The following is a 25,761-nucleotide window of genomic DNA, read 5'->3' as shown; positions in this document are numbered from 1 at the left end:
TCGCCCCAGGGAGGATCAGATTTATCCCACCCGCGTCCACGTCACCGTGCGGCAGAACACCGACACACAGCCCTTCATCGTCAGCTTGTTGCCCTTCACGCGAAGGTGGGCGTTGTAATAACGGCCGTCCTCCGGGCTATAACCTTCGCCCTTCCAGCCGTCGCCGTGGGGCACGAGGTCCCAATAGATTTGCAGACCCTCGACCATGCGGCCGCGTTTCGCCTTGTCGGGATTGCGCTCGTCGCGCTGGCCCCCGGCGGGTTCCTTGATCAAAAGCTCGGCAATGCGGCCGCACATCTTCGCGCCGCACTTTGTCATCGCGACGATGCCCTTGCCGTCGTCGGTTTTCCAGCGGCCCGCAAGCGATGCGGGCGCCGCCGCGATCGATGGCACGGCAATGAAGGCGACAAGCGCCAGTCCAATTCTGTGAATCAAGCGACCTCTCCCCGGTTAGCTACACATATGTCAGCAACACGCTTGGCATCCGTCAAGTCTTGCAGCATGCTCCCCGAAAATCAGGGGAGAGACATATGCGATTCCATGGCCTCAGCCACCACGCGGCGACGCTTTGCATCGTGGCGGCGCTTGCCGCCCAGCCGGCGGCGGCGAAAGTCATCAGCGTCAGTGCAACAACGCCCGACGCCAACGAAAAGCTGCAAGAGGCGCTGATCCTCGCCGAGCCGGGGGACACCGTGCAACTGGGCGCGGGCACCTGGAAACTGACCGACGGGTTGTCGCTCGACGTCGCGAATGTCACGGTGCACGGAGCCGGGGCGGGCGAGGGCGGCTCGATTCTCGACTTTGCGGGACAGCAGGGGGCGGGCGAGGGGCTGCTCGTCACCTCCGACGATGTGCTGCTTACCGAGTTCGCGGTGCTCAATACGAAGGGCGACGGGATCAAGTCGAAGGGCGCCGACCGCATCGTCTATCACAAGCTGCGCGTCGAATGGACCGCGGGCCCGAAGGAAACCAACGGCGCTTACGGCATCTATCCCGTCGAAAGCAGCGACGTGCTGATCGACAGCGTCTATGTGCGCGGCGCATCGGACGCGGGCATTTACGTGGGCCAATCGAAGAATATCGTCGTCCGCGATTCGGTCGCGACCGAGAATGTCGCGGGGATCGAGATCGAGAACAGCTATGACGCCGACGTCCACGACAATGTCGCGACGAAGAACACCGGCGGCATCCTGGTGTTCGACCTGCCGAGCCTGCCGATGCAGGGCGGGCACAATGTCCGCGTGTTCGACAATATCGTCAACGACAACAGCACGCCTAATTTCGCGCCCAAGGGCAATATCGTCGCGAGCGTGCCGACGGGCACCGGCGTGCTCGTGATGGCGAACCGCAATGTCGAGATTTTCGACAATGTCTTCGACCAGAACGGCACCGCCAATGTGATGATCGTCGGTTATCGCTACGAACATAAGGATCCGAAATATCAGCCGCTGCCCCGCGCAATCGTCGTGCGCGGTAACCAGCATGGCAAGGCGGGCTATGCGCCGAAATTCCCCGGCGGCGATCAGATCGCGGCGGCGATGGGCGGCAGCATTCCGCCGATATTGTGGGACGGCGCGGGCGATGCGATCGTGCTCGACAAGGTCGGCGTGCTGTCGCTGAACCTGCCCGACGTGGCGACACCGCAGAGCGCGGCGAAACCCGCGCCCGCCGACTTGTCGAAGGGCACGCCGCCCGCCGCGCTGCCGGCGATCAAGCTGCCCGAAAGCATGGAGGCGAAGGTCAAGTGAAACGCGTTTTCGCCGCGCTGGCCGCGGCGCTGTTATGTGCGAGCGGGGGAGCGGCGGGATCGCTGCCCGGCGTCGATCAAGCGCTGGTCGAGAGCGACGCAATGCCGCCGAAGCTCTCGGCGTTCGGCCTGTTTCGCGGCAACGACCCCAGACAGCCCGCGACCGGTATCGGCTACACGCTGCGCGCGCCGCTGTTCAGCGACTATACCAACAAGCATCGCTTCATCTCGATCCCGGCGGGGAAGAAAGCGAAGGTCGCCGCCGACGGGACGGTCGAATTTCCGGTCGGGACGGTGCTCGTCAAAAGCTTCGGCTGGGCGGACGTGAACGGAGGGCGGCCGGTCGAAACGCGCCTGCTGATCCACCGCGCGTCGGGCTGGACCGCCTTGCCCTATATCTGGGACGCCGACGGCAAGGATGCGACGCTGGCGCTCGGCGGGCGGCGGGTGCCCGTGAGCTTCAAAAGCCCAGACGGCGAGGTCCATGATATCCGCTACGCGGTGCCCAACAAGAACCAGTGCAAGGAATGCCACAGCCTGAACGGCGCGATCGTGCCGATCGGGCCGAAGGCGCGGAATTTCATCCTCGATCCGGCCGCGTCGGACAAGCTGCGCAGCCTTTATTTCGAGAACCCGGCGGCGCTCAAACCCGTGATGCCGCAGTGGGACAACCCCAAATCGGGCAGCGTCACCGACCGCGCCCGCGCCTATCTCGACGTCAATTGCGCGCATTGCCATAATCCGGCGGGCAGCGCGTCGAACAGCGGGCTGTTCCTGCGCTGGACCGATGACCCCAAGGGCGTCAATTACGGCATCGGCAAGCGGCCGACCGCGGCGGGGCGCGGCAGCGGCGGCATGGAGTTCGCGATTGCGCCCGGCGATCCCGATCACAGCTTCCTCATCTATCGCCTCGAAAGCACCGAACCCGGCATCGCGATGCCCGAGGTCGGACGATCGACGGTGCACAGGGAAGGCGCAGGGCTGCTCCGGCAATGGATTGCGGAGATGCCGAAAGCGTCGCATTAGGCTGTACATGACCCAGCTCGTCCTCCACGATTATTTCCGCTCCTCGGCCAGCTTTCGCGTTCGCATCGCGATGAACCTGAAAGGGCTCGACTATAGCCGCGTCGAGGTCAGCCTGATCGCGGGCGAGCAGCGCAGCGACGCCTATCTCGAGCAGAATGCACAGGGCTTCGTTCCGATGCTCGTCGTCGATGGCGAACCGATCATCCAGAGCATGGCGATCATCGACTGGCTCGACCGCGCCTTTCCCGAACCGCGGCTGATCCCCGAAGATGCCATGCCGCGCGCGGTCGCGCTCGCACGCGCGCAGGTGATCGCGAGCGACATCCACCCGCTCAACAATCTGCGCGTGCTCAAATATCTGAAGCGCGACCTCGGGCTTAACGAACAGACCAAGGACCGCTGGTATCGCCACTGGATCACCCAGGGCTTCGACGCGCTCGAAGCGATGGCGGGCGAGGGGCGCTTCCTAGGCGGTGACACGCCGGGGATCGCCGACTGCTGCCTCGTCCCGCAGATGTATAATGCGCGGCGGTTCGAGACCCCGCTCGACGATTATCCGCGGCTCGTCGCGATCGATGCGGCGTGCATGGAGCTGGAGGCGTTCCAGAACGCGCATCCCGACGCGGTCAAGCCGGCGTGATTCGCCTGATAGCAGGGGTTGCGGCGCTGGCGTTGCCGGCGGGCGCGATGGCGCAGACGGAGCAAGCCGAGCATGGCGAGGCGGAATTCGATGGGGGCTGTTGCAGCTTCTGGGTTCCGCGCGTTGCGACCGAAATCATCGTCGTCCGGGGTAGCGGCTCGCTTCAGCCCGCCGACAGCGATACGGTGCAAGGTTCCAGCCTTATCGCCTATCCCGAATTCGGATTGGGTTCCCGCATCGAAAACCGTCTGCGTGACGAAGCGGGCATTGTCCAATTCCGTCGCAGCGACGGACGCAGCGCGCATCCGACGAGCCAGGGCGTGACGCTGCGCGGTCTCGGCGGCAACGCATCGAGTCGCGCGCTTGTGACGCTCGACGGTGTACCGCAGGCGGACCCCTTTGGCGGCTGGGTCGCGTGGGGCGCCTATGACGCGATCAATCTCGGCGGGGTGATCGTCACGCGCGGTGGGGGCAGCGGGGTGGACGGCCCCGGTGCGCTCGCGGGAACCGTCGGCCTCTACTCCGAAATGACCGACGGCGCCGAGGCAAGCCTTGCCTATGGCAGCCGCGACGGCTGGGATGCGACGGCGTCGATCGGCGGCGAGATCGGTGCCGGTCAGGTCGCCGTCGACGGGCGCTATACCCGGGGCGACGGCTTCATCCCCGTCGTGAAGGGCCAGCGCGGGTCGGCCGACCGCGCGGCGCCCTACGAACAGGGCGGGCTTGGTTTGCGCCTGCGTTTCGATGCCGGCGACGACGGCCGGATCGAAGCGAGCGTCCGCGGCTTTTCGGACCGGCGCGACCGCGGGGTCGATTTTACGACCAGCAGGACCGACGGCGTCGATGCCAGCCTGCGCTTTGTTCACGATCCGGCAGGCGCGACCCAGTGGCTCGCGCTCGGCTATGTCCAGCTTCGCGATTTCGAGAGCGGTTTCGCGAGCGTCGCGGCGGAGCGCGATAGCGCGAACCCCGTCTTGTTCCAGCGCATCCCCGCGACCGGTCTCGGCGGTCGCTTCGAGCTGCGCCCCGCGATCGGCGACGCGAACCCGCTACGTATCGGCGCCGACTGGCGCCGCACGACCGGCCGGACCGAGGAGGATTTCTTCTTTACCGGTGGCATTCCCGGCCGCCACCGCTCCGCCGGGGGCCGCAGCGATACCGTCGGCGCCTTCGCCGAATGGACCTCGGGCGATGCGAGCGACGGCTTCCTCTGGACGCTGAGCGGGCGTGTCGATCGCTGGTGGCTCGGCACCGGCTATCGGCTCGAGCGCAATCGCGGCGGCGGGCCGGTCATCACCGACCTCCGCTTTGCCGCGCGGCAGGGATGGGAAGGCGGCGGGCGCGCGGGCGTGCGCTGGACGTCGGATGCTGTTTCGCTGCGTGCCGCCGCCTATCGCGGCTGGCGGCTGCCGACGCTCAACGAGCTTTACCGCCCGTTCCGCGTCGGCGCCGAGACGACGATGGCGAACGAGTCGCTGAAGCCCGAACGGCTGTGGGGCGGCGAGGTCGGCGCCGACTGGGAAAGCGGTGACACGAAATTGTCGGCGACGCTCTTTGCCAACCGGCTCACGAACGCGATCGCCAATGTGACGCTCGCGCCGAACCTCAACCAGCGACAGAATCTCGACGCGATCGAGAGCAAGGGCGTCGAGGTGGCGGCGGAGCAGCGGATCGGGCCCGCGACGCTGCGCGCCACCTATGCCTTCACCGACGCGGAAGTGGACGCGTCGGGCGGAGCAGCAACGCTCGACGGCCGCCGCCCGGCGCAGATCGCGAGGCATGGCGGCAGCGTCTCGCTGCGCAGCCATGCGAGCGGCCCGCTCGGCGGCTTTGCGACGCTGCGCTATATCGGCGAGCAGAATGAGGACGATCTGGGGCTGCTCGCGCTTGATGACGCTCTCACACTCGATGCCGGGCTGTCGTGGCAGTTCAGCGACGCGATCAGCATCGAGGCGCGCGGCGAGAATCTGTTCGACGAGTTGGTTCCGGCCGCGATTTCCTCGTCGGGCATCGTAGAGCGCGCGACGCCGCGGACCTTGTGGATCGGCGCGCGCCTGTCTTTCTGATTTTCGGGACATTCCGGCCTTCACAGGTCCGAAACAGGCGATAGGATGGGCGCCGCCGGGGATGGCAAGACTGTGGGGATGATGAGGAATGACCGCGAAGACGCTGAATCTGGACAATTTCCTGCCCTACCGCCTCTCCATCGCATCCAATGCCCTGTCGAGCCGGATCGCCGCCGAATATGAGAATCGTTTCGGACTCAAGATTCCCGAATGGCGGCTGATGGCGGTACTCGGCGAAGGCCAGCCCAAGACGCAGCGCGAGCTGGTCGCCGCGACGCGCATGGACAAGGTGACGGTGAACCGCGCCGCAAAGGCGCTCGCGGATCGCCAGTTGATCGCGCGCCAGGCGCATGAGGCCGACGGGCGCTCGCACCATCTCGAGCTCACCGAAACCGGCCGCTCGCTCTATGACGCGATCGTTCCCGCAGCGCTCGCGAGCGAGGCGCAGCTCGAATCGAACATCAGCGCGGGCGAACGCGCGAAGCTGATGGCCATCCTTGCCAAACTGACCGCCGCCGCCGAAGATTATGGCTGATCGCGCCTATCGCGCCGCTCCGGCCGATGCGCTGCGGGTCGAGTCGATCGGCGAGCTGACCGCGATTTTCGACCGGCGTTCGATGCAGACGCACCTCGTCGTCTCGCCGATGCCCGAGATATTGGACGCAATGGGCGCCGACGCCTGCACCCCCGCGCAGGTTACCGAGCGGCTTGCAGCGACCTTCAACCTTGACAGCACCGAGGATGCGCAGCCGATCCTCACCGAGCGGCTCTGCGAACTCGCGGCGATGGGGCTGGTGGAGCGCGCATGAGGCACAGCGTGCGCATTGCCGTCGGGCCGGTGCAATTTCGCATCGGCAGCGATTGGGCCGGACCCGTCGCGGCGCTCGAACATCTCTATGCCAATTATCCGCGCGACGATGCGCGCCCCGCCGACGCGACGGTGCGGTTGTTCGCGGCGCGGCCGTGGCGGCGCCGGCTGCGCCCGTCGGTGCATATCGGCGGCGATTTCGTCGTTCCCGGCGCGCTTCCGCTGCCGCTGTCGATGGGGCTGCTCGCCGCCGAAATGGGAATGAACCTGCAGGTTGCATTGGGATGGCGGCGGCACCTGCTGCTCCACGCGAGCGCGGTCGCGCGGGACAGCCGCGCGCTGATCATGTCGGGCGAATCGGGCTCGGGCAAATCGACCCTCGCCGCGCTGCTCGGCGAGGGCGATTGGCGGCTGATGGGCGACGAGTTTACGCTGATCGACCCGGCGGGCGGCGACGCCTTCGCCTTTCCGCGCGCCGTGAGCCTCAAGAATGAAGCGATTACCGAGGTCGCGGCGCGCGTCGACCCGGAGCGGCTCGGCCCTCTGCTCGCCGGCACGCCCAAGGGCGACATCCGCCACCTGATCCCGCGCGCCGATGCGATCGCCGCGATGCACGCGCCAGCGCGCCCGGCGCTGCTGCTCTTTCCGCGCTTCGGCGGCACGGCGGGCATCGAGCCGATGGGCGAGGGCGAGGCCTTCGTCCGGCTGACCGAGGCATCGACCAATTATGTCGCGCTCGGCGAAGCGGGCTTTGCGGCGCTGACGCGGCTCGTTCGCGAAACGCCGGCGTTCGGCATCACCTATCCCGACAGCGCGGCGGGGATCGCGCTGGTAGAAGAATTATGGGCGGAGGCGGCACGGTGAGCGCCGTCGCCGCCTTCGTCGACCTGCTCGCCGGGCGGCGCGATCCGGCGACGCTCGCGCCGCGCGACTGGGAGGGCGTGATCGGGGTCGCGCGCAGCGAAGCGATGCTCGCAACGCTCGCGCACCGGCTCGACGGCGCGGCACTCCCGCCCGCCGTTGCCGCGCTGTTCGCCGATCAGCGCGCGGCGGCAGAGGTCGCGCAGCGCCATGCCTTGTGGGAAGCCGAAATGGCGCGCCGCGCGCTCGCGCCGGTGGGGATCGAGTTCGTTCTCCTGAAAGGCGCAGCCTATGCCGCCGCCGGGATGGGCTGCGCGGCGGGGCGACAGATCGGCGACCTCGATATCCTCGTCCTCGCCACCGACATCCGCCGCGCCGAAAATGCGCTGCTCAATGCGGGCTGGGAATGGGTCAAGTCGGACCCCTATGACGATCATTATTACCGCGCGCACATGCACGAGCTGCCGCCGATGATCCACTCGGGCCGCGACCGGATGATCGATGTCCACCACACGATCCTGCCCAAGACGCACCGGATTACCCCCGACGCGCTCGCGCTGGTCAGCGATGCGGTGACGAGCGACGGCGGCTTTGCGGTGCTGCAACCGGCGGACATGGCGGCGCATTGCGCGGCGCACATGCTCGCCGACGGCGATCTGCAGGGGGGCTTGCGCAACCTGTGGGATTTTCACCTGATGACGCGCGATTTCGCGGCTGCCGACGCGGGGTTTTGGGGGCGGCTCGACGGGCGCGCCGACCTGCACGGGCTGCGGGGCGCGGTGCATCGCGCCGCGCGGCTGTCGCGCGACCTTTATGGCGCGGCGCTGCCGGGCGGGTGGGACCGGCAGGATCCGGCCGATGGCTGGTTCCGCCGCCGCCTGCTCGCGCGCGACGACTGGGGGCGGGTGACGAACCCGCTGCTCGAGCAGGCTTTTTACATCCGCTCGCACTGGCTGCGCATGCCGCCCGCGATGCTCGCAAAGCATCTCTGGACGAAGTGGCGCAAGCGCTAGAGCCGCGCGAGCAGCGGGACCAGTTCGTCGAAATGATCGATTACATGATCGGCGCCCAGTTCGCCCGCGGGCCGGTCGAGAAAGCCGAAGCTGGCCGCGACGCTCGGCACGCCCGCATGTTTCGCCGCCATGACGTCATAGATGCTGTCGCCGACAAAGACCGTGCGCCCGCGGCCGCACCGCTCGATCATCGCGCGGATCGGTTCGGGGGAGGGTTTGCGTGTTCCCACCGTGTCGCCGCCGATGATCGTCGCCATGCGGTCGGCGAGGCCCAGTTCGCCGAGCAGTTGCCGCGCGAGCCCCTCAAGCTTGTTGGTGACGACCGCGGTGCGCACGCCCAGCGCGTCGAGCCGGTCGAGCGCTGCGACGACGCCCGGAAAGGGGAGGCTGTGGACCGCGATATGGGCTTCGTAAAAGCGCAGCAGCTCGGGATAGAGACGCTCGACCGCGCCATCGGGGACGCCGCCCGAAGCGCGAAGCCCCTCCTCGAGCATATGCTTCGCGCCGCGCCCGATCATCGGCCGCACTGCGGCCTCGGCGAGCGGCGCGCGGTCCAGTCGCGCCAGCGTGTGATTGACCGCCGCGGCAAGGTCGCCGAGCGTATCGATGAGCGTGCCGTCGAGATCGAAGCCGACGATCGCAAAAGGAAATCCGTTCATCCGCCGCGCATGGCGCGATGCTCTGGAAACCGCAATGATTTGCTGGCATGGCAGCGCGCATGAGCAATCCCATCGCCGCCATCATCCTTGCCGCGGGCAAGGGTACCCGCATGAAATCCGACCTGCACAAGGTGCTGCACCCGATCGCGGGGCGGCCGATGCTGCTGCACCTGATGGCGAGCTTTTCCACGCTGCCACCTGCGAAGACGGTCGTCGTCGTGGGCGACAAGCGCGATCAGGTCGAGGCGGCCGTCGCCGGGACGGGCGCGCTGGTCGCTGTGCAGGATCCGCAACTGGGAACGGCGCATGCCGCACTTCAGGCGAAGGATGCGCTCGCGGGGTTCGACGGCGTCGTGCTCGTCTGTTTTGGCGACTGTCCGATGCTCACCGCCGAGACGATCCGGCGCCTCTGCGCTCCCTTGGAAACGGGGGCGCTGGTCGCGGTGCTGGGTTTCCGCCCGCGCGATACCGCCGCTTATGGGCGGATTATCGCCGATGCCGATGGAAATGTGTCGAAGATGGTCGAGCACAAGGACGCGAGCCCCGAAGAACGCGCGGTCGATCTGTGCAACTCGGGCGTCATCGTGGCCGCCGCCCAGGACATGTGGCGGCTGCTCGAAGCGGTCGGCAACGACAATGCCGCGGGCGAATATTATCTGCCCGATGTCGCGACCGGCGCGATCGCGGAGGGCAAGCGGGTCGCGGTCGTCGAAACCGACGCCGCCGAGGTCGCCGGCATCAACAGCCGCGCCGAGCTCGCGGCGGCCGAGGCGCAGTGGCAGGCGTTCAAGCGCGAGGAAGCGATGGCGGGCGGCGCGTCGCTGCGCGCGCCCGAGACCGTCTGGTTCTCATGGGATACCGAGCTCGGCCGCGACGTGACGATCGAGCCCAATGTCTTTTTCGGTCCCGGGGTAACCATTGCCGACAATGTGAAGATCCGCGCCAACAGCCATATCGAGGGGGCGACGATCGGCGCAGGATGCGAAGTCGGGCCCTTCGCGCGCCTCCGTCCCGGCACGGTGTTGGGCGAAAAGGCGAAGGTCGGCAATTTCGTCGAGACCAAGAAAGCCGTGCTCGGCGAGGGCGCGAAGGCGAACCACCTCACTTATCTGGGCGACGTCAGCGTCGGCGCGGGCGCCAACATCGGCGCGGGCACGATCACCTGCAATTATGACGGCTATTTCAAATATAAGACCGAGATCGGCGAGCGCGCCTTCATCGGATCGAACAGCGCGCTCGTTGCGCCGGTCAAGATCGGCGCCGATGCGATCGTCGCGGCGGGAAGCGCGGTGACACGCGATGTCGCTGACGGCGAGCTTCGCATCGTGCGCGGCGAGCAGTTGATGAAGCCCGGCTGGGCCGATCGTTTCCACGACGCGATGCGCAAGAAGAAAGCGGCGGAGAAGAAATAGCCCGATGCCCGCGCCGACACTGACGACCGCGCGGCTGGTGCTGCGCCAGCTTCGCGAGGATGACGCCGCGGCGCTGTTCCCGGTGCTGTCCGACACAGAGGTGATGATCTGGTGGTCGAGCGGCCCGCACGCGTCGCTCGCCGAGACCGAGGCCTATGTCAAAGGCAATGCGGCGGAAGGGCAGGGCTATCATTGCTGGGCGATCACGGCGGGGGACGATGTCGCGCTCGGCTGGGTGATCCTGATCGACGGCAAGCCGCAAGTGAAAGAGATCGGCTATATCCTGCACCGCGACCATTGGGGCAGCGGCATCGCGCGTGAAGCCGTGGCGCGGGTGATCGCGCATGGTTTCGACGATCTCGGGCTCCGCCGCATCTTTGCCGATACCGATCCCGAGAATGGCGGATCGATCGCACTGCTCGAACGGCTGGGCTTCCAGCGCGAGGGCCGGCTACGGGGTGAATGGGAAACGCATATCGGCGTGCGCGATTCGCTGATCTTCGGCTTGCTGCACGGCGAATGGATGGAGAAGACGAATTGACCGACCGCTACACCGACAAGCCTTTCCTGCGCTTCGTCGACGCCTGGGTGCTGAAGGCGATCGGTCACCTCGACGAGCCGACCGAGACCTGGTGCAAGGCGATGGTGCCGCAGCTCGAGCAAAGCTTCGGCACGACCGGAAGCTGGGAGCAGATCGTCGAGACGCAGATGAAATTCGGCCCCGAATTGCCCGCGCAGATCCGGAAAATATGGGAAAGCGGCAAAGCGCGCTTCGAGCAAGGCAATGGCGAGGCGGCCGATCCGCGGCAGTTCGCGATGATCTTCGTCGACCGGAATTTCGGTAGGGCATGAGCGGGCTGATCGCCCGCGCGGTGGTCCGCGCCGATTATGACCGATGGCTGCCGCTGTGGAACGGCTACAACGAATTTTACGGCCGCAGCGGCGAGACAATGCTGGCGCCGGAAATCACGACGACGACTTGGGAGCGTTTCTTCGATCCCTATGAGCCGATGTTCGCGCTTGTTGCCGAGCAGGATGGCGCGCTTCTGGGCCTGACCCATTATCTGCTCCACCGCAGTACGACCTCGTTGCTGCCCTCGCTTTATCTGCAGGACCTGTTCACCAGCGCCGAAGCACGCGGAAGGGGCGTCGGCCGCACGCTGATCGAGGCCGTGTGCCAGGCGGCGCGGGAACGGGGGTTGCCGCGCATCTATTGGCTGACCCACGAGACCAACGAAACCGCGATGGCGCTCTATGATCGTGTCGCCGAAAAATCGGGTTTTCTGGTCTATCGCAAGTCGATCGGTTGACATGATATCATGATATGATATCAGTATATCAATGACTCGCATCCTTGCCGATCTGCCGGACGATGACATCAAATGGCTCGACCAGCTCGCGGCCGAGCAGGGGAAGTCGCGCGCCTCAGTGCTCCGCGAGGCCGTGGCCGCCTATCGCGCCGAGACACCGAAGGACTGGCTCGACGTCGGATTTGGGGCGTGGAAAGATCGCACCGACATAGGCGATGCCGTCGAATGGCAGCGACGCGAACGCGCGTCATGGACGCGGCCGTGGGATGCCGATTATGCCGAGGTTCGCGCCGAATTTCCCGACCTGTTCGACGAAGGCGATGACCGCGAGCATGAAATTCATAAGGCATGGGCGGCCGAAAACCGTATCGCGTTGGGCGCTTCGAAAGCGTCGGCGACCAAGCCGAAGAAAAAGAAGAAGCAAGGCCGGACGTGAGCGGCTTTACTTTCGACAGCAATATATTGATCGACGCACTACGCGGTTTTCCCCAGGCGCGCCGGGAGATCGAGCGCGCGCTTCAACGCGACCGTCTCTGGGTAAGCCGGATGGTGTGGATCGAGGTGATGTCGAAGGGCGAGGGCGAAGGGCTGCGCCGCGCGGAGACGCTGCTTTCGGGTTTCGGCGTCGACGAGGTCGATGAGGAGATTGCAGGGCGTGCCGCCAACCTTCGCCGCGATCGGCCGCGCCTGAAATCGCCCGACGCCATCATATTGGCGACAGCCCAGTCGCGCGGCCGTGTGCTGGTGACACGAAATACCAAGGATTTTCCGGCCAACATGCCGGGAATCCGCGTTCCCTATACGCTCTAAAGAAGGCCATTATCCATGTGCGGAATTATCGGAATCATCGGCAAGGACCAGGTGGCGGACCGGCTGGTCGATGGCCTCAGGCGCATGGAATATCGCGGCTATGACTCGGCGGGCGTCTGCACGGTCGAGGATGGGCAGCTGATCCGCCGCCGCGCCGAGGGCAAGCTTAATAATCTCGTCAAGGAACTTGGCAGCAATCCCGCGCCGGGCACCGTCGGCATCGCGCACACGCGCTGGGCGACGCACGGCGCGCCGACGACGAGCAACGCGCACCCGCATGCGACGGGCGAAGTCGCGCTCGTCCACAACGGCATCATCGAGAATTTCAAGTCGCTGCGCGAAGCGCTGCAGGCGCGCGGGCGCAAATTCGAAAGCGAGACCGATACCGAGGTCGTCGCGCATCTCGTCAGCGAACAGGTCGAAGCGGGCAAGTCGCCGACCGAAGCGGTCCAGGCCGTGCTGTCGCAGCTTCGCGGAGCCTTCGCGCTCGCCATCGCCTTCCGCCAGCATCCCGACCTCCTGATCGGTGCCCGCCTCGGTTCGCCGCTCGTCGTCGGTTATGGCGAGGGCGAGACCTACTTGGGCTCGGACGCGCTCGCGCTCGCGCCGCTGACGCAAAAGATCGCCTATCTCGACGAAGGCGACTGGGTCGTCATCACCAAGGACGGCGCGCAGATTTACGACGCGGGCAACAAACCGGTAACGCGCGAGATCACCACCTCGGGCGTCACCGCCGCGGCGGTCGAGAAGGGCAATTACCGCCACTTCATGCAGAAGGAGATTTTCGAGCAGCCGACGGTGGTCGCGCAGACGCTTTCCTCCTACATCCGCCCGCTCGAACAGACGGTGGCGCTGCCGCAAATGGACTTCGACCTGTCGGCGATCGATCGCATCACGATCGTCGCGTGCGGCACCAGCTTCTACGCCGGAATGGTCGCCAAATATTGGTTCGAGACCTTCGCGCGCGTGCCCGTCGACATCGATGTCGCGTCCGAATTCCGCTACCGCGACCCGGTGCTGCAACCCGGCGGACTCGCGCTCTTCATCTCGCAGTCGGGCGAGACCGCCGACACGCTCGCGGCGCTCCGCCATTGCAAGGCGCATGGCCAGACGATCGCGGTCGTCGTCAACGTGCCGACCAGCAGCATGGCGCGCGAAGCCGACCTGTTGCTCCCGACCCATGCCGGGCCCGAGATCGGCGTTGCCTCGACCAAGGCCTTCACTTGCCAGCTTGCGGTGCTCGCTGCGCTTGCGGCGCATCTTGCCTTGAAGAAGGGCAAGCTTTCGGCGGCCGACGAGCATGAGATCGTCAGGCATCTGATCGAGGCGCCCGCCGCGCTCAACGCCGCGCTCGCGCATGACGAGGATATCGCCGCGATGGCGCATCTCGTCGCCCCGGCGCGCGACGTGCTCTACCTCGGCCGCGGCCCCGACTATCCGCTCGCGCTCGAAGGCGCGCTCAAGCTCAAGGAAATCAGCTACATCCACGCCGAAGGCTATGCGTCGGGCGAGATGAAGCACGGCCCGATCGCGCTGATCGACGAGGCGGTTCCGGTGATCGTCCTCGCGCCGTCGGGCCCGCTGTTCGAAAAGACCGTCAGCAACATGCAGGAAGTCATGGCGCGCGGCGGCAAGGTCGTGCTGATCTCCGACGCCGAGGGTCTCGCCGAAGCGGGCGAGGGCTGCATGGCGACGATCGAGATGCCCAAGGTCCACCCGCTGATCGCGCCGCTCGTCTATGCGGTTCCCGTGCAGCTGCTAGCCTATCATGTCGCGGTGGCGAAGGGGACCGACGTCGACCAGCCGCGCAATCTGGCCAAGTCGGTGACGGTCGAATGACCTGGAACACCAGCTGCCACTGCGGTGCCGTCGCGGTGCGTCTCGCCAAGGCGCCAGAGGAGCTTGCCGAGTGCAATTGCTCGCTCTGTTTTTCGCACGGGATCCTCTGGGCCTATATGTCGCCGCGCGACGTCGCAATCGAGGGTGCGACGCGGACCTATAATCGCGCCGACCGCGAAAACCCCAATTCGGACCTGCATTTCTGTCCCACCTGCGGCTGCTCGACCCACTGGTCGGCGACCGCGGGGCTGATCGAGCGGATGGGCGGTTCGGTCGACCTAATGGGTGTCAACATGCGCCTGTTCGCGCCCGCACAGCTCAGCGGATTGAAGCTCAGCTTCCCCGACGGGCGCGGCTGGTCGGGCGAGGGGGCGTGGGGTTATGCGCGCGACGCAGAGATCATGTCCTAGGCCCATGTCCTACGCCGCCATCATCTTCGACTTCGATGGCGTCATCGCCGACAGCGAGGTTCGCGCGAACCTGTCGCTGTCCGAAAGCCTGACCGCGGCTGGCATGCCGACGACCTATGAAGAGAGCCTGCGCGACTATTACGGCCATAATTGGCAGGAAACGCAGCGGCGGATCGAGGCGCGTTTCGGCCGCCCGCTGCCCGCCGATTTTCGCGAAACGCACCGCACCCGCGCGCGAGCACGCTTCATGGAAGGCTTCGACGCGGTTCCGGGTGTCGCCGATTTCCTGAGCGCGCTCGGCGCCACGCCGCGCGCGATCGCCTCGTCGAGCCGCGCCGAATATATCGGCTGGGCGCTCGGACTGTTCGGGCTTGGCCATCATTTCGGCGAGCATGTCTACAGCGCCGACGGCTGGGATCGCGGCAAGCCCTTTCCCGACATCTACCTTGCAGCGGCAAAGGGGCTGGGGGTCGACCCTGGGAATTGCCTCGCGATCGAGGATTCGCCGACCGGTGCGCGTGCCGCGATCGCGGCGGGGATGACGGTGCTCGGCTTCTGCGGCGCGGGGCATATCGTCGACCGCGCCGCGCATGGCACAATGCTGCGCGAGGTTGGCGTTCATCATGTGGCGATGGCGTTCGACGAGATAAGTTTCCTCCCTGTCGCGTAGCGATGGGGAGGGGGACCGCCGAAGGCGGTGGAGGGGCGGCGACCTCGCGCTAAAGCCCCTCCGTCAGCGCTTCGCGCTGCCACCTCCCCATGGCTTCGCCACAGGGAGGATTTAAGCGGGCAAAAACTGCTGTCCTATAAGGCTGGGCTGGATTAGCTTCGCCCTCTGATCGATCCCGATCACGGGACGAAATCTGCAATCGCGAGTAAAGTTGCGCAGTTTTCTGCGCCTTTTTCCGAAAAGCCCCAAGGAGAGAGCCCCATGTGTACCGAAAAGATGGAAGCCGATCGCGACCGCGCCGGAATGCCCGTCGCGCGCCGCAGCTTCACCGCGCTCGCGGGCGCGGGCGCATTGGTCGCGGCGCTGCCCGCGCGCGCGATGGCGGGAAAGCCGGTGACGGGCCGCGACGTCACCATCACGACCGCCGACGGCATTTGCGACGCCTATTTCGTCGCCCCGGCCGAGGGCAAGCATCCGGGCGTGCTGGTGTGGCCCGACATTCGCGGGCTGCGTCCCGCCTTTCGCCAGATGGCCGACCGGCTCGCCGGCGAGGGCTATGCGGTGCTGACGGTGAATCCCTTTTACCGCTGGCAGAAGGCGCCCGTGGTCGATGCCGAGAATAATTGGGGCGTCGCCGCGGTGCGCGAGAAGCTGTTCGGCTACCTCAAGCAGCTCACCAGGCCGATCGTCGAGACCGACGTGAAGGCTCATCTCGCCTTCCTCGACGCGCAGGGCGAGGTCGATACGAAGCGGGGGCTCGGCACCACCGGTTATTGCATGGGCGGGCCGATGGTCATTTATACTGCGGCGCTGAAGCCCGACCGCGTCGGCGCGGCGGCGAGCTTTCACGGCGGCGGCGTCGGCACCGACAAGCCCGACAGCCCGCACCTGCTGATCCCGGGCACCAAAGCCGGCTATCTCTTCGCGATCGCCGAGGATGACGACAAGGAAAGCCCGAACGAGAAAGTCCTGCTGAAATCGGTGCTCGAACCCCGCTCGCAGTGGCACGAGGTCGAGGTCTATCCGGCGCAGCACGGCTGGTGTCCGCCCGACGGCCGCGTCTATAACGAAGCGGCGGCGGAGAAGGCGTGGGCGCGGATGCTCGAACTGTTCAAGGCCGAGCTGGCTTGACGCGCAGCTCGACGGTCAGTGCGCGTGCGCGCCGCCGCTCGCGGCGTAGCTTGCATAGACGCGCTGGCCGGCGGGGCCGAAGGTCATGACCTTATAGGCTTCGCGGTGGTCGCCATGCTCCATGCCGGGGGAGCCCGTCGGCATGCCCGCGACCGCGAGGCCCTTCACGCCCTTCGGCTTCTCACGGAGCAGGCGGGCGATTTCTTTTGCGGGGACATGGCCTTCGATCACATAGCCGCCGACAAGCACGGTGTGGCAGCTTCTGAGCGCCCGCGGCACGCCCTGCTTGTCCTTGACCGCCGCCATGTCGGGCGAATTGACGACGATCGCCTTCTGGCCGAACGACGCCTTTACCTGTTCGAGCCATTTGAGACAGCAGCCGCAACCCGCGTCGCGGAACATCGTGGGGTTCGCGGCATGCGCGGTCCCGATAATGGCGGAAAAAGCGGCGAGGGCGAAAAACGCGCGGCGGGCAGAAGTCATCGCAAATCCTTTTGGCAGAACCGAAGGCGAAGCTACAGACAGGTCCCATGAAAGTCCATTTCATCCGCTCGGGCGAACGCCGCTACTCCATGCGCATCGAGCGCGCCGGGCTACCGGTATTGGTGATGGACCCCGCGCCGGGCTTCGATCCCGACCTGCCGCACGACATGGTACATTTCGTCGTCGAGGCGGCATTGGGCCTGAAGACTGGCGTGTTCGGCCAGATCGCGGCGGGCGGCGACGCAGGTTCCTTTCACGTCGAGGCGGGCGGTGCGCTGTCGGCGACGGAGCGCCAGCGCGCAGCGCGCAAGCAGGTCGCAAAGGGCGCGAAGCTGATCAAAAGCCAAGGTCGTGACGGCGAATTGTCCGAACTCGCCGCCTTCCTTTTCGATGTCGACTGGCGCAGCAGCACGCGCCCTGACAGCGCGGCCCAGCGCGCCGCGTTGGGTGAGGCCGAGCGGACCCGCGCGTCGCTCAGCGCCGACGAACGCGCGCGGATCGACGCCGCGCGGCCGCGCGTGTTTGGGGATTTCGAGCGGCTGTCGAAGGCGTGGCGCGCGCTACGGGTCGGCGGTGCGCTGGTCCTCGAATGGCCTTCAGGACACATCATCTGAATCGTCACCCCCCGGACGAGGCAAGTAACTCGCGCGACTTGATCCGGGGTCCATTCGTGCGGCGTTTGGAAGAATGGATCCCGGATCAAGTCCGGGATGACGAGGAGAATGAGGTCTCCTTCCTCAAAACCACTCAGGCTCACCCCATCGGGTAGAGGATGTCCTTGCTGACCTTGTGCAGCGCCTTCATCACCTCGTCCGAAAGTACCAGTTCCATCGCATCGAGGATCGGCTGGACCTGATCATAGGCGCTCACCCCGACGATCGTCGAAGCGACGAAGTCATGTTGTTTCGACCAGGCGGTCGCCATCGTTACCGGATGCAGCCCGGCCTCTTCGGCGATCTTGAGGTAGCGTTCGGTCGCGGCAAGGCTCTTTTCATTGACGAAGCGACGACCCATCGCCGCCTGCCGCCCTTCCATCTGGAGGTAGCGCGAGAAGCGCGCACCCTCGGGGGTCGCGCCGCCCTGATATTTGCCCGACAGCACCCCGCCGGCGAGCGGCGAATAGGGGATCAGGCTGACGCCTTCCTGTCGGCACACCTGCGCCAATTCGTCCTCGAAGCGGCGATTGTTGAGGCTGAAATTATTCTGGATCGTGTGATAGCGCGCGCCGCCCAGCTTTTCCGACGCTGCGAGCGATTTCATCAGCCCCCAGCTTGTTTCGTTCGAACAACCTAGGACGCGGACCTTGCCCGCGCGGACCAACTCGTCGAGCGCATCCATCATCTCGTCATAGGGCGCGTCATGGTCGGGCCAGTGCGTCTGATAGAGATCGATATAATCGGTCTGCAGCCGCGTCAGGCTGTCGTCGATGGCCTGAAAAATATTCTTGCGGTCGAGCGCGGTCATGCCGTTCCGGCACGGCGATTTGAACCACACATGGCTCGGCCCCGAAACCTTGGTCGCGAGGATGATCGCGTCGCGCGGCTTGGTCTTCATCCAGCGCCCGACGATCTCCTCGGTGCGGCCGACCCATTTGACGTCGGGCGGCACCGGATATCCCTCGGCGGTGTCGTAGAAATTGATCCCCGCTTCGAAACAGCGGTCAAGGACGCGGAACGCCTCGGCTTCGTCGGTCTGACTGCCGAAGGTCATCGTCCCCATGCAGATATCGGACACATGGATGGCGCTTCGTCCAAGGCGTCGGCTTTGCATGGCTCTGTTCTCCGGTCAGAAGAGGGGAGCGCCGTCTTTAGGTTGCGGGATGCAACCTTGCAATCAGATCAGCAGCGCAAGCGACCCCACCAGCAGCGCCGCCATCGTCCAGTTGAATGCCTTCAGCCGCGCCGGGCTCGACAGCCATCTGCGCATCACCTGGCCCATTACCGCCCACAGGCTGGTCGAGGGCAGGTTGATGATCCCGAAAACCACCGCGACGAGCAGCACCGCGGCGAAATTGCGGTCGGGCGCGTAGAGGGCGATCGCGGTCAGCGCCATCGACCAGGCTTTGGGATTGACCCATTGGAACAGCACCGCCTGAAAAAAGGTCATCGGCTTGCTGCGTGCGCCGCTTGCCGTGTCGGGCGCAGCGGCATTGGCTATCTTCCACGCGAGCCACAGCAGATAGAGGACGCTCACCACCTTGAGCACGGTATTGAGAACGGGGAACAGGTCGAACAAGCCCATCAGGCCGACGCCGACGAGGATGATCATCAGCGTAAAGCCGAAGCCGACGCCGAGCGCGTGCGGGACGGTACGGCGAAGGCCGAAATTGGCGCCCGACGCCATCAGCATCATATTGTTCGGCCCCGGCGTGATTGACGAGACAAGTGCGAAGGCGGAGAGCGCGGCGAGGGTGGTCTGGTTCATCCGCGCAACATAATGCGTTTCGATGCACGACGGATTGCAAAGATAGGCCGCATTCGGCTAGATCATGCAATCCATGATCAAGATTGACGCCATCGGCCGCAAGATATTGCACGAATTGTCACGCGACGGCCGAATCTCGAATCTCGAACTCGCCGATCGCGTCGGTCTCTCCCCATCTGCCTGCCTGCGCCGCGTGCAGGAGCTCGAACGCAGCGGTGTAATCAAGGGCTATCGCGCGGTGATCGACCCCGCGAAGCTCGGCCTTACCTTCCTTGCCTATGTGACCGTCGGGCTCTCGTCGCACACCAAAAAATCGCAGGCCGATTTCGAGGCGGCGATGGCGGAGGCGCCCGAGGTGCGCGAATGCCATAATATCACTGGCACGATCGAATATCTGCTGCGCGTCGAGACCGAGGATCTCGCATCCTACAAACATTTCCACACCGAGGTGCTGGGGGTGCTGCCGCAGGTCCATTCGATCACGACTTATGTGCTGATGGACTCGCCGAAGGACGAGCGGGCGTAGTTTTTCTTCGCGCCGCCCGCGAAGGGGTGCGCTTGAACCTGCGCGGCGCCCACCGCATATCGGTTTCATGACGAAACTCTCTTTCCTCGACCTTGTGCCCGTCACCGATAACGGCACGATCGCCCAGTCGCTCGCCAACGCCGCCGATCTCGCAAGGCACGCCGAAGCGCTCGGCTACGAACGCTACTGGGTTGCCGAGCATCACGGCATGGCGGGGATCGCAAGCGCCGCGACTTCGGTCGTGCTCGCGTATATCGGTCAGGCCACCAAGAGCATTCGGATCGGATCGGCCGGTATCATGCTGCCGAACCATGCCCCGATGGTGATCGCCGAGCAGTTCGGAACGCTTGAGGCCCTGTTCCCCGGCCGCATCGACCTTGGCCTTGGCCGCGCACCCGGATCGGATCAGCGCGTCGCGCGCGCCTTGCGCCGCACCCTCGCCAGCGACGAGCGCCAGTTTCCGCAGGATGTGCTGGAATTGCAGGCTTTTCTCGCCGGAGACGAACAACTCGGCATCACGGCGGTTCCGGGCGCGAGCACGCATATCCCGTTGTGGATATTGGGATCGAGCACCTTTGGCGCACAGCTCGCGGCGATGCTCGGGCTGCCTTACGCCTTCGCCAGCCACTTTGCGCCCGACGCGCTCGACGAGGCGCTCGATATCTATCGCCGCCAGTTCAAACCCTCGGCGCAGCTCGCAGAACCCTATGCCGCGGCGGCGTTTAACGCCTTCGCCGCCGACACGCGTGAGGAGGCCGAACTCCTCGCCTCGTCGCAGCAGCAAGCGTTCGTCGCGCTGCGCACCGGCAATCCGGGCAAGATGAAGCCGCCGCTCGCGGGCTATAAGGACAGTCTGCCGCCCAACGCGCGCGCGATCCTCGACCATGTATTGCAATGCTCGGCGGTCGGCACCGCCGACGACATCGCGGCGGGACTGAAGGCGTTCACTCAGCGCACCGGCGTCGACGAGGTGATCATCGCTTCGTCGATGTACGATCATGATGCGCGCAAACGCTCGCTGGCGCTGACGATCGAGGCGGCTCGCTCGTTTTGACAATGTGACGGTCGCGTCACGAAAGCATATTTATATTGTCATTGATGCGTCGTCGAATCGACGCCGCAGGCCCCTAGGCGCAGCGCGTCTTTCCAAAAGGGGTCGCTTTCATGTCCGTCAAATTCTCCCTCGCCGGCGTCAGCGCCATCGCGCTGCTCACCGCCTCGCCGGCTGTCGCACAGGATGCGCCGACCGATGAGGGCGACGCAATCGTCGTCACCGGCCAACGCGCGCAACAGGAGCGTGCGATCGAGATCAAGCGTGAGGCTGTCGGCATCATGGACGTCGCTGCGGCGGACGAGATTGGCCAGCTTCCCGACCGCAACGTTGCCGAGGTGATCGAGCGGCTGCCCGGCGTCGGCGTCCAGTACGACCAGGGCGAGGGGCGCTATGTCGCGATCCGCGGCATTCCGTCGGACCTCAACAATTATACCGTCAACGGTTTCGAACTCGGCAACCCCGACGGCAATACCCGCCGCCTGCCGCTCGACATCGTATCGGGACAATTGCTCAATCGTGTCGAGGTGACCAAGGCGAAGACCGCCGACCTCGATGCGCAGGGCATCGGCGGCACGATCAACCTAGTCACCCAGACCGCGTTCGACTTCGCCGAGCCTTTCGTCCTCTCGGCCAATGTGCAAGCGGGTTACCAGACGCTCAACGAGAAGGTGCCGGTCCGCGGCGATGCGAGCATCGGCGGCCGCTTCGGCAGCGACGAACAATTCGGCATCCTGATCGGCGCGAGCTATTCGAAGCGCGATTTCCAGAGCTTCGGCATTTTCCCCGACGATTGGGCGCCGTTTCCGGGCGCGGCGCGCGGCGGGCTGCCGACCAACATCAAATATACCGATTACCAGCTCGAACGCGAACGCATCGGCGGCATCGCCTCGCTCGACTGGCGGTCGAGCGACACGACCCACCTGTGGGCGCGCGGTCTCTACAGCAAATTCACCGAGAATGAATATCGCCAGCGCTTCCGCCTCGATTTCGCGACGCAGGCGCAACGGGACAATGGGACCGTAACATTGAACTCAGATGGCTTAACCGGCGTATCGACCGTGACCGAGCAGCGATCGGACCTGCGGCTCGAGTATAAGGAGAAGTCCGTTCTCGTCGGCATGATCGGCGGTAAGACCGAGACCGACGACTGGACCTTCGACTATGGCCTCGCGCATTCGCACAACGAAGTGATCGAGCCGAACCAGCTCTGGCAGTTCCGCGGCAATCCGGGGACGGTCGATTTCGACTTCACCGACAAATTGTTCAGCGCCGCGCCGCGCACCCCGCTGACCGCCGACGGCCTCGGTTTCCGCCAATATACGGTACAGGACGAAAGCGGCGACGAATATATCTGGACCGGACGGCTCGATGTCACGCGAAAGCTCGGCTTCGGCGACGATAGCTGGCTGAAGATCGGCGGAAAATATCGCGCGACCGACAAGGATTTCGATGCGAACAACAGCATTTTTTCGCGGGGGAGCAATGCGGCGACGCGCTTCACGCTCGGCCAGTTCGGGCTGCAGGGCGCCGACGTGATTTCGCATGTCGGCGGCGGCCACGACTATCTGATCACCCCGGTGATCGACGCCGGCCTGATCGACGCCTTCACCGCCGACCCCGCGAACGCTGCCTATTTCGTGCTCGACGAGAGCTCGACGCTCGCCAATGGGACCTTGAGCGATCTCGACCTCGGCGAGGATATCGCCGCCGGCTATGCGATGGCAAACCTCGATTTCGGGTCGATCACCGTTACGCCGGGCATCCGCATCGAACGCACCGACCTGACGATCCGCGGCTTCCAGCTCGAGAACGAGACCAACGTGGTCGCGGTGAACGCGAAGCGCAGCTACACCAACTGGCTGCCGAGCCTGATCGTGCGGATCGAACCGAATGACGAGGTCATCGTCCGGCTCGCCTACACGCGCAGCGTCGGGCGCCCCAATTATTCGGACCTCACCCCCGGCGGCGAGATCGCCTATGAAGCGAACGACGACGGCACCTTCGACGGGTCGGTGTCGCTCGGCAACCCGAACCTAGAGCCTTATATCGCCGACGCGCTCGATGCTTCGGCCGAATGGTATTTCGCGAAGGGCGGACTGTTTTCGATCGGCGTGTTCGCGAAATTCATCCAGAACCCCGTCTATACGCAAAGCTATACGCTGCTCGACACCAGCTATGGCGGGCGCGATTATGCGGTGCTCGGTTTCTCGCAAAAGGCGAACGGGACGAGCGCCGACATCATCGGGCTTGAGCTCGCCTATCGTCAGCAGTTCGATTTCCTGCCGGGTTTTCTCTCCGGCTTCGGGCTCGAAGCGAATATGACGCTGATCGATTCGAAGCTGAAAGTTCCCGGCCGTGCCGACCCCGCGGCGTTCCCCGAGCAGTCGAACCTGCTCTATGGCGCGCAGCTTTTCTATCAGAAGGGACCGATCGAGGCGTCGATCGCCTATCACAACACCGGCAGCGCGCTGATTTCGCTCGGCGCCGATATGCTCGGCGATCAGTATAATGACGATCTGCGCCGGCTCGACGCCAAGGCGTCGTTCGCGTTGACCGACAATGTCAGCCTGTTTGTCGAGGGGCAGAATCTGACCGACGAGCCGACGCGCCAGTATCAGGGCGAGCGCCGTGACTGGATCATCCAGAACGAACGCTATGGCCGGACCTTCTACGTCGGCGCATCGGTGCGCTTTTGATGCTCGCAGCCGTCCTCCTGCTTTCGCTGACGACGATTGCTGCGCCCGAGGCGAGGCAGGGCGTCGCCGCCGACGGCGTCCATGTCTATGCGATCGATAACAACGAGATCGGCAAATATGACAAAGCGACCGGCAAGCGTATCGCAGGGTGGGAGGGCGACCCGAAGCTGTTTCCGCACCTGAACAGTTGCGCGGTCGTAAAGCGCGACCTCGTCTGTGCCGCGTCCAACTATCCCGCGGTGCCGATGGCGAGCACGGTTGAGGTCTTCGATACGCGGACGCTGAAGCATGTCCGCAGCGTCAGCCTCGGCCGCATGTACGGGTCGCTGACCGCGATGGACTGGCACGGCGGCAGCTGGTGGGCGGTGTTTGCCAATTATGACGACCGCGGGGGCGAGCCGGGGCGTGACCATCGTTTCACGACGTTGGTGCGAATGGACCCATCGTTCCGACCACTTGAATCCTGGCTGTTCCCCGATGCGGTGCTCGCGAGCTTCGCACCGAAAAGCAGCTCGGGTTTCGCCTGGGGCGCCGACGGGCTGATGTATGCGAGCGGGCATGACAAGCCGGAAATCTATGCGCTGAAGCTGCCCGTGGCGGGGCCGGTGCTGCAACTCGTCGCGACGCTGCCGGTGCCGACCGAAGGGCAGGCGATCGACTGGGACCCGGTCGAGCCGCGCCTGCTGTGGTCGATCGATCGACGCGCGAAAGCGCTCCACGCGACGCGCATTCCTGTGGCTATTCCGGCCGGAAGCTGAGACTGGCGAGCCGCCACGCCCGATCGTCGCCCATCAGTTCGACCGCGGTCGGGATTTTCGCAGGCGGCGGGCAATCGACCTCGGCGGCGATATAGCGGCCGGTCTCGCGCAGCCGGACGCCGACCTCGCCGAACCGTCCCTTGAGCGTCGCGATCAATCGCTGCGCATCGTCAGACAGCTCGTTCGTATCGAGCGCGCGCGGCGTGCCGTCGAGCAGTTCGGCGACCGCTTGTTCGAGCGCGCCGATCGCGTCCCTGATGATCGACAGCGAAATGAACAGGGCGGCGGTCGCGTCGGCCCACCACCAGCCGAGCCCGATGCCAACGATCCCCGCGATACCGGCAAGCCCCGTCTGCCAGTCGGCTTTCTGCATCAGTGCGTCGGTATGAAGCACCTTGTCCTTGATGCGTTCGGCGACCGGCTGTTTCATGTGGCCGAGGATGATCGGCGGGACGATCGAATAGGCAAGCGCTGCGATCATCAGCCAGCCGAGCCAGACGGTGTGGCCGAACAGGGTGATGCCGCCGACGCTGGGATGCTCCTGTTTCACCAGCGTCGAGACGCTTTCATAGGCGAGGAAGCCCCCGACCGAGAGCAACGCGGTGGCCGCGACGAGGAAGGCAAGGCTGTTCGCCCGACGATAGCCGAAAGGAAAGCGCTTGTTCGGCCGGCGCCGTTCCCAATGTACCGAAATCAGGAAGACGAAGGCTGGGACGAGGCTGAGCAGGTCTTCGATGACCGCGGCTTTCATCGCCTGGCTCGCGCCCATCACAAGCCACATGACGAGGACGACGCTCGCCATCCAGCCGAGCGTCCACCATTCGAGCTGCTCGCCGCGCTTCACATCGGCTGCGATCGCATCGGGAATGCCGCCGTGCAGGCTCATTTCGCCGACCCCGCGACCGCGCGATCGGTGGCAAGGATCAGCGCGTTTTCGCCATTCCGCCGCGCGATGCGCAGCACAGGCTGCCTGCTGTCGTCGGGCTCGGCGCGCGCGACGGGTTTCGACAGCGAAATATCGGCCATCCACGGCGATGCCTTGGCAAAATGGCCGACGACGGCATCGATCCTGCCATCCTCCAACCAGTGCAGCGCATGTTCGCCGTGCACGGCAATGCGCGTCAGGCGCGCCTTGTGCCGCGCGGCATAGGAACGCAGCAGCGCGAGCGCGGGCGCCGCATCGGGAGTTGCGGGGAGCACGGCGACACGCATCGTCCCGGTCCGCTCGATCTGTTCGGTGGTTCCCGATGCATCGCGCGGCAGCGCGTTGCATCCGGAAAGCGCCAGCGGAAGCAGCAGGAGGCGGAGCAGGCGGGGCATCATGCGACCGAACGCCGCGCCTTGGGCATGGTTGCACCGCTCCTACCCATGTTGACGCGGCTCCGGCGGCGGCAGTATAGGGGCGGTCCGACCAAGGG

The 25,761-nt window shown here is 65.4% G+C and carries 30 protein-coding genes; 23 read left to right on the top strand and 7 right to left on the bottom strand.

Translation table 11 applies throughout. From position 1 onward, the window contains the following. Nucleotides 1–21 precede the first annotated feature (21 nt). Nucleotides 22–435, bottom strand: a complete 414-nt coding sequence (locus tag E5675_RS12405; protein ID WP_136174788.1) for a DUF2147 domain-containing protein — start codon at nucleotides 433–435, stop codon at nucleotides 22–24. 95 nt (nucleotides 436–530) lie between these two features. Here E5675_RS12405 and E5675_RS12400 point away from each other — a divergent pair, with 95 nt between their 5' ends. The 8 genes from E5675_RS12400 (at nucleotide 531) to E5675_RS12365 (ending at nucleotide 8,161) form a co-directional block, all read left to right on the top strand. Then, a complete protein-coding gene (locus E5675_RS12400) occupies nucleotides 531–1,748 on the top strand; it encodes a parallel beta-helix domain-containing protein (protein ID WP_136174787.1) in 1,218 nt (405 codons plus the stop codon). Beyond that, complete coding sequence (locus E5675_RS12395; protein ID WP_136174786.1) at nucleotides 1,745–2,773, top strand: SO2930 family diheme c-type cytochrome; 1,029 nt, start codon at nucleotides 1,745–1,747, stop codon at nucleotides 2,771–2,773. Before E5675_RS12400 ends, E5675_RS12395 begins: the two co-directional genes overlap by 4 nt. Before the next feature lie 7 nt (nucleotides 2,774–2,780). Further along, nucleotides 2,781–3,413 (top strand): maleylacetoacetate isomerase, encoded by a 633-nt coding sequence (gene maiA, locus E5675_RS12390; protein ID WP_136174785.1) that lies wholly within the window; start codon nucleotides 2,781–2,783, stop codon nucleotides 3,411–3,413. After that, nucleotides 3,410–5,479: a TonB-dependent receptor gene (locus E5675_RS12385; RefSeq protein ID WP_136174784.1), complete on the top strand. Its 2,070-nt coding sequence runs from the start codon at nucleotides 3,410–3,412 to the stop codon at nucleotides 5,477–5,479. Before maiA ends, E5675_RS12385 begins: the two co-directional genes overlap by 4 nt. Nucleotides 5,480–5,567: 88 nt before the next feature. Continuing rightward, nucleotides 5,568–6,014 carry a MarR family winged helix-turn-helix transcriptional regulator gene (locus E5675_RS12380; protein WP_136174783.1) on the top strand — a complete coding sequence of 149 codons (447 nt, stop codon included), beginning with the start codon at nucleotides 5,568–5,570 and terminating at the stop codon, nucleotides 6,012–6,014. Continuing rightward, entirely contained in the window at nucleotides 6,007–6,288 is a 282-nt protein-coding gene (locus tag E5675_RS12375) for an HPr-rel-A system PqqD family peptide chaperone (protein ID WP_136174782.1), read from the top strand. Before E5675_RS12380 ends, E5675_RS12375 begins: the two co-directional genes overlap by 8 nt. Beyond that, a complete protein-coding gene (locus E5675_RS12370) occupies nucleotides 6,285–7,151 on the top strand; it encodes an HprK-related kinase A (protein ID WP_136174781.1) in 867 nt (288 codons plus the stop codon). The genes E5675_RS12375 and E5675_RS12370 overlap by 4 nt, the downstream gene beginning before the upstream one ends. Further along, nucleotides 7,148–8,161 (top strand): nucleotidyltransferase family protein, encoded by a 1,014-nt coding sequence (locus tag E5675_RS12365; RefSeq protein ID WP_247594600.1) that lies wholly within the window; start codon nucleotides 7,148–7,150, stop codon nucleotides 8,159–8,161. The genes E5675_RS12370 and E5675_RS12365 overlap by 4 nt, the downstream gene beginning before the upstream one ends. Here the strand turns inward: E5675_RS12365 and gph are convergent. Continuing rightward, the gene (gene gph, locus E5675_RS12360; protein WP_136174779.1) at nucleotides 8,158–8,820 is read right to left on the bottom strand and encodes a phosphoglycolate phosphatase; all 663 of its coding nucleotides are present in this window, start codon (nucleotides 8,818–8,820) and stop codon (nucleotides 8,158–8,160) included. The two genes, E5675_RS12365 and gph, sit on opposite strands and share 4 nt — an antisense overlap. A 47-nt stretch (nucleotides 8,821–8,867) precedes the next feature. Between gph and glmU the strand changes: the two genes are divergently transcribed. The 10 genes from glmU to E5675_RS12310 all read left to right on the top strand — a co-directional run bounded on the left by glmU (nucleotide 8,868) and on the right by E5675_RS12310 (nucleotide 16,402). Next, nucleotides 8,868–10,232, top strand: a complete 1,365-nt coding sequence (glmU, locus tag E5675_RS12355) for a bifunctional UDP-N-acetylglucosamine diphosphorylase/glucosamine-1-phosphate N-acetyltransferase GlmU (RefSeq protein WP_136174778.1) — start codon at nucleotides 8,868–8,870, stop codon at nucleotides 10,230–10,232. Between the two features lie 4 nt (nucleotides 10,233–10,236). Next, nucleotides 10,237–10,773: a GNAT family N-acetyltransferase gene (locus E5675_RS12350; protein WP_136174777.1), complete on the top strand. Its 537-nt coding sequence runs from the start codon at nucleotides 10,237–10,239 to the stop codon at nucleotides 10,771–10,773. After that, a complete protein-coding gene (locus E5675_RS12345) occupies nucleotides 10,770–11,084 on the top strand; it encodes a hypothetical protein (RefSeq protein ID WP_136174776.1) in 315 nt (104 codons plus the stop codon). Before E5675_RS12350 ends, E5675_RS12345 begins: the two co-directional genes overlap by 4 nt. Further along, nucleotides 11,081–11,542, top strand: a complete 462-nt coding sequence (locus E5675_RS12340; protein WP_136174775.1) for a GNAT family N-acetyltransferase — start codon at nucleotides 11,081–11,083, stop codon at nucleotides 11,540–11,542. The genes E5675_RS12345 and E5675_RS12340 overlap by 4 nt, the downstream gene beginning before the upstream one ends. 31 nt (nucleotides 11,543–11,573) lie before the next feature. Continuing rightward, nucleotides 11,574–11,978 carry a ribbon-helix-helix domain-containing protein gene (locus E5675_RS12335; RefSeq protein ID WP_136174774.1) on the top strand — a complete coding sequence of 135 codons (405 nt, stop codon included), beginning with the start codon at nucleotides 11,574–11,576 and terminating at the stop codon, nucleotides 11,976–11,978. Beyond that, nucleotides 11,975–12,352 (top strand): type II toxin-antitoxin system VapC family toxin, encoded by a 378-nt coding sequence (locus E5675_RS12330; RefSeq protein WP_136174773.1) that lies wholly within the window; start codon nucleotides 11,975–11,977, stop codon nucleotides 12,350–12,352. The genes E5675_RS12335 and E5675_RS12330 overlap by 4 nt, the downstream gene beginning before the upstream one ends. Nucleotides 12,353–12,367: 15 nt before the next feature. Beyond that, nucleotides 12,368–14,191, top strand: a complete 1,824-nt coding sequence (gene glmS / locus E5675_RS12325) for a glutamine--fructose-6-phosphate transaminase (isomerizing) (RefSeq protein WP_136174772.1) — start codon at nucleotides 12,368–12,370, stop codon at nucleotides 14,189–14,191. Continuing rightward, nucleotides 14,188–14,601 (top strand): aldehyde-activating protein, encoded by a 414-nt coding sequence (locus E5675_RS12320; RefSeq protein ID WP_210727522.1) that lies wholly within the window; start codon nucleotides 14,188–14,190, stop codon nucleotides 14,599–14,601. Before glmS ends, E5675_RS12320 begins: the two co-directional genes overlap by 4 nt. 4 nt (nucleotides 14,602–14,605) lie before the next feature. Beyond that, nucleotides 14,606–15,271 carry an HAD family phosphatase gene (locus tag E5675_RS12315; protein ID WP_168707854.1) on the top strand — a complete coding sequence of 222 codons (666 nt, stop codon included), beginning with the start codon at nucleotides 14,606–14,608 and terminating at the stop codon, nucleotides 15,269–15,271. A 261-nt stretch (nucleotides 15,272–15,532) separates the two neighbouring features. Further along, nucleotides 15,533–16,402, top strand: coding sequence for a dienelactone hydrolase family protein (locus tag E5675_RS12310; protein ID WP_136174770.1), 870 nt, complete (start codon nucleotides 15,533–15,535; stop codon nucleotides 16,400–16,402). Between the two features lie 15 nt (nucleotides 16,403–16,417). Here E5675_RS12310 and E5675_RS12305 read toward each other — a convergent pair whose 3' ends face one another. Then, nucleotides 16,418–16,885, bottom strand: a complete 468-nt coding sequence (locus E5675_RS12305; protein ID WP_136174769.1) for a DUF411 domain-containing protein — start codon at nucleotides 16,883–16,885, stop codon at nucleotides 16,418–16,420. Nucleotides 16,886–16,932: 47 nt separating this feature from the next. Here E5675_RS12305 and E5675_RS12300 point away from each other — a divergent pair, with 47 nt between their 5' ends. After that, nucleotides 16,933–17,499, top strand: a complete 567-nt coding sequence (locus E5675_RS12300; RefSeq protein ID WP_136174768.1) for a hypothetical protein — start codon at nucleotides 16,933–16,935, stop codon at nucleotides 17,497–17,499. A 139-nt stretch (nucleotides 17,500–17,638) separates the two neighbouring features. Here E5675_RS12300 and E5675_RS12295 read toward each other — a convergent pair whose 3' ends face one another. Next, nucleotides 17,639–18,619 (bottom strand): aldo/keto reductase, encoded by a 981-nt coding sequence (locus E5675_RS12295; protein ID WP_247594599.1) that lies wholly within the window; start codon nucleotides 18,617–18,619, stop codon nucleotides 17,639–17,641. Nucleotides 18,620–18,718: 99 nt separating this feature from the next. Further along, a complete protein-coding gene (locus E5675_RS12290; RefSeq protein ID WP_136174766.1) occupies nucleotides 18,719–19,309 on the bottom strand; it encodes a LysE family translocator in 591 nt (196 codons plus the stop codon). Nucleotides 19,310–19,382: 73 nt separating this feature from the next. Between E5675_RS12290 and E5675_RS12285 the strand changes: the two genes are divergently transcribed. The 4 genes from E5675_RS12285 (at nucleotide 19,383) to E5675_RS12270 (ending at nucleotide 24,343) form a co-directional block, all read left to right on the top strand. Beyond that, a complete protein-coding gene (locus tag E5675_RS12285; RefSeq protein WP_136176458.1) occupies nucleotides 19,383–19,835 on the top strand; it encodes an Lrp/AsnC family transcriptional regulator in 453 nt (150 codons plus the stop codon). A gap of 67 nt (nucleotides 19,836–19,902) precedes the next feature. Continuing rightward, nucleotides 19,903–20,889: an LLM class flavin-dependent oxidoreductase gene (locus tag E5675_RS12280; RefSeq protein ID WP_136174765.1), complete on the top strand. Its 987-nt coding sequence runs from the start codon at nucleotides 19,903–19,905 to the stop codon at nucleotides 20,887–20,889. 110 nt (nucleotides 20,890–20,999) lie between these two features. Then, nucleotides 21,000–23,585 carry a TonB-dependent receptor gene (locus E5675_RS12275; RefSeq protein WP_136174764.1) on the top strand — a complete coding sequence of 862 codons (2,586 nt, stop codon included), beginning with the start codon at nucleotides 21,000–21,002 and terminating at the stop codon, nucleotides 23,583–23,585. Continuing rightward, nucleotides 23,585–24,343 carry a hypothetical protein gene (locus E5675_RS12270; protein WP_136174763.1) on the top strand — a complete coding sequence of 253 codons (759 nt, stop codon included), beginning with the start codon at nucleotides 23,585–23,587 and terminating at the stop codon, nucleotides 24,341–24,343. The genes E5675_RS12275 and E5675_RS12270 overlap by 1 nt, the downstream gene beginning before the upstream one ends. Here the strand turns inward: E5675_RS12270 and E5675_RS12265 are convergent. Next, complete coding sequence (locus tag E5675_RS12265; RefSeq protein WP_136174762.1) at nucleotides 24,324–25,229, bottom strand: cation diffusion facilitator family transporter; 906 nt, start codon at nucleotides 25,227–25,229, stop codon at nucleotides 24,324–24,326. The two genes, E5675_RS12270 and E5675_RS12265, sit on opposite strands and share 20 nt — an antisense overlap. Then, a complete protein-coding gene (locus E5675_RS12260; RefSeq protein ID WP_136174761.1) occupies nucleotides 25,226–25,666 on the bottom strand; it encodes a hypothetical protein in 441 nt (146 codons plus the stop codon). Before E5675_RS12260 ends, E5675_RS12265 begins: the two co-directional genes overlap by 4 nt. Nucleotides 25,667–25,761: the final 95 nt, after the last annotated feature.

The organism is Sphingopyxis sp. PAMC25046 (assembly GCF_004795895.1).
GTDB lineage: Bacteria > Pseudomonadota > Alphaproteobacteria > Sphingomonadales > Sphingomonadaceae > Sphingopyxis.
The sequence above is the reverse complement of the archived record's forward strand: the minus strand, read 5'-3'. Positions and strand labels throughout refer to the sequence as shown.

What these genes read in the sequence shown, in the direction of transcription:
- E5675_RS12400 (WP_136174787.1), top strand. Translation starts at nt 531, where the DNA reads ATGCGATTCCATGGCCTCAGCCACCACGCGGCGACGCTTTGCATCGTG.
- maiA (WP_136174785.1), top strand. Translation starts at nt 2,781, where the DNA reads ATGACCCAGCTCGTCCTCCACGATTATTTCCGCTCCTCGGCCAGCTTT.
- E5675_RS12380 (WP_136174783.1), top strand. Translation starts at nt 5,568, where the DNA reads ATGACCGCGAAGACGCTGAATCTGGACAATTTCCTGCCCTACCGCCTC.
- E5675_RS12375 (WP_136174782.1), top strand. Translation starts at nt 6,007, where the DNA reads ATGGCTGATCGCGCCTATCGCGCCGCTCCGGCCGATGCGCTGCGGGTC.
- E5675_RS12370 (WP_136174781.1), top strand. Translation starts at nt 6,285, where the DNA reads ATGAGGCACAGCGTGCGCATTGCCGTCGGGCCGGTGCAATTTCGCATC.
- gph (WP_136174779.1), bottom strand. Translation starts at nt 8,820, where the DNA reads ATGAACGGATTTCCTTTTGCGATCGTCGGCTTCGATCTCGACGGCACG.
- glmU (WP_136174778.1), top strand. Translation starts at nt 8,868, where the DNA reads ATGGCAGCGCGCATGAGCAATCCCATCGCCGCCATCATCCTTGCCGCG.
- E5675_RS12350 (WP_136174777.1), top strand. Translation starts at nt 10,237, where the DNA reads ATGCCCGCGCCGACACTGACGACCGCGCGGCTGGTGCTGCGCCAGCTT.
- E5675_RS12340 (WP_136174775.1), top strand. Translation starts at nt 11,081, where the DNA reads ATGAGCGGGCTGATCGCCCGCGCGGTGGTCCGCGCCGATTATGACCGA.
- E5675_RS12335 (WP_136174774.1), top strand. Translation starts at nt 11,574, where the DNA reads ATGACTCGCATCCTTGCCGATCTGCCGGACGATGACATCAAATGGCTC.
- glmS (WP_136174772.1), top strand. Translation starts at nt 12,368, where the DNA reads ATGTGCGGAATTATCGGAATCATCGGCAAGGACCAGGTGGCGGACCGG.
- E5675_RS12320 (WP_210727522.1), top strand. Translation starts at nt 14,188, where the DNA reads ATGACCTGGAACACCAGCTGCCACTGCGGTGCCGTCGCGGTGCGTCTC.
- E5675_RS12315 (WP_168707854.1), top strand. Translation starts at nt 14,606, where the DNA reads ATGTCCTACGCCGCCATCATCTTCGACTTCGATGGCGTCATCGCCGAC.
- E5675_RS12310 (WP_136174770.1), top strand. Translation starts at nt 15,533, where the DNA reads ATGTGTACCGAAAAGATGGAAGCCGATCGCGACCGCGCCGGAATGCCC.
- E5675_RS12305 (WP_136174769.1), bottom strand. Translation starts at nt 16,885, where the DNA reads ATGACTTCTGCCCGCCGCGCGTTTTTCGCCCTCGCCGCTTTTTCCGCC.
- E5675_RS12300 (WP_136174768.1), top strand. Translation starts at nt 16,933, where the DNA reads ATGAAAGTCCATTTCATCCGCTCGGGCGAACGCCGCTACTCCATGCGC.
- E5675_RS12290 (WP_136174766.1), bottom strand. Translation starts at nt 19,309, where the DNA reads ATGAACCAGACCACCCTCGCCGCGCTCTCCGCCTTCGCACTTGTCTCG.
- E5675_RS12285 (WP_136176458.1), top strand. Translation starts at nt 19,383, where the DNA reads ATGATCAAGATTGACGCCATCGGCCGCAAGATATTGCACGAATTGTCA.
- E5675_RS12280 (WP_136174765.1), top strand. Translation starts at nt 19,903, where the DNA reads ATGACGAAACTCTCTTTCCTCGACCTTGTGCCCGTCACCGATAACGGC.
- E5675_RS12275 (WP_136174764.1), top strand. Translation starts at nt 21,000, where the DNA reads ATGTCCGTCAAATTCTCCCTCGCCGGCGTCAGCGCCATCGCGCTGCTC.
- E5675_RS12270 (WP_136174763.1), top strand. Translation starts at nt 23,585, where the DNA reads ATGCTCGCAGCCGTCCTCCTGCTTTCGCTGACGACGATTGCTGCGCCC.
- E5675_RS12265 (WP_136174762.1), bottom strand. Translation starts at nt 25,229, where the DNA reads ATGAGCCTGCACGGCGGCATTCCCGATGCGATCGCAGCCGATGTGAAG.
- E5675_RS12260 (WP_136174761.1), bottom strand. Translation starts at nt 25,666, where the DNA reads ATGATGCCCCGCCTGCTCCGCCTCCTGCTGCTTCCGCTGGCGCTTTCC.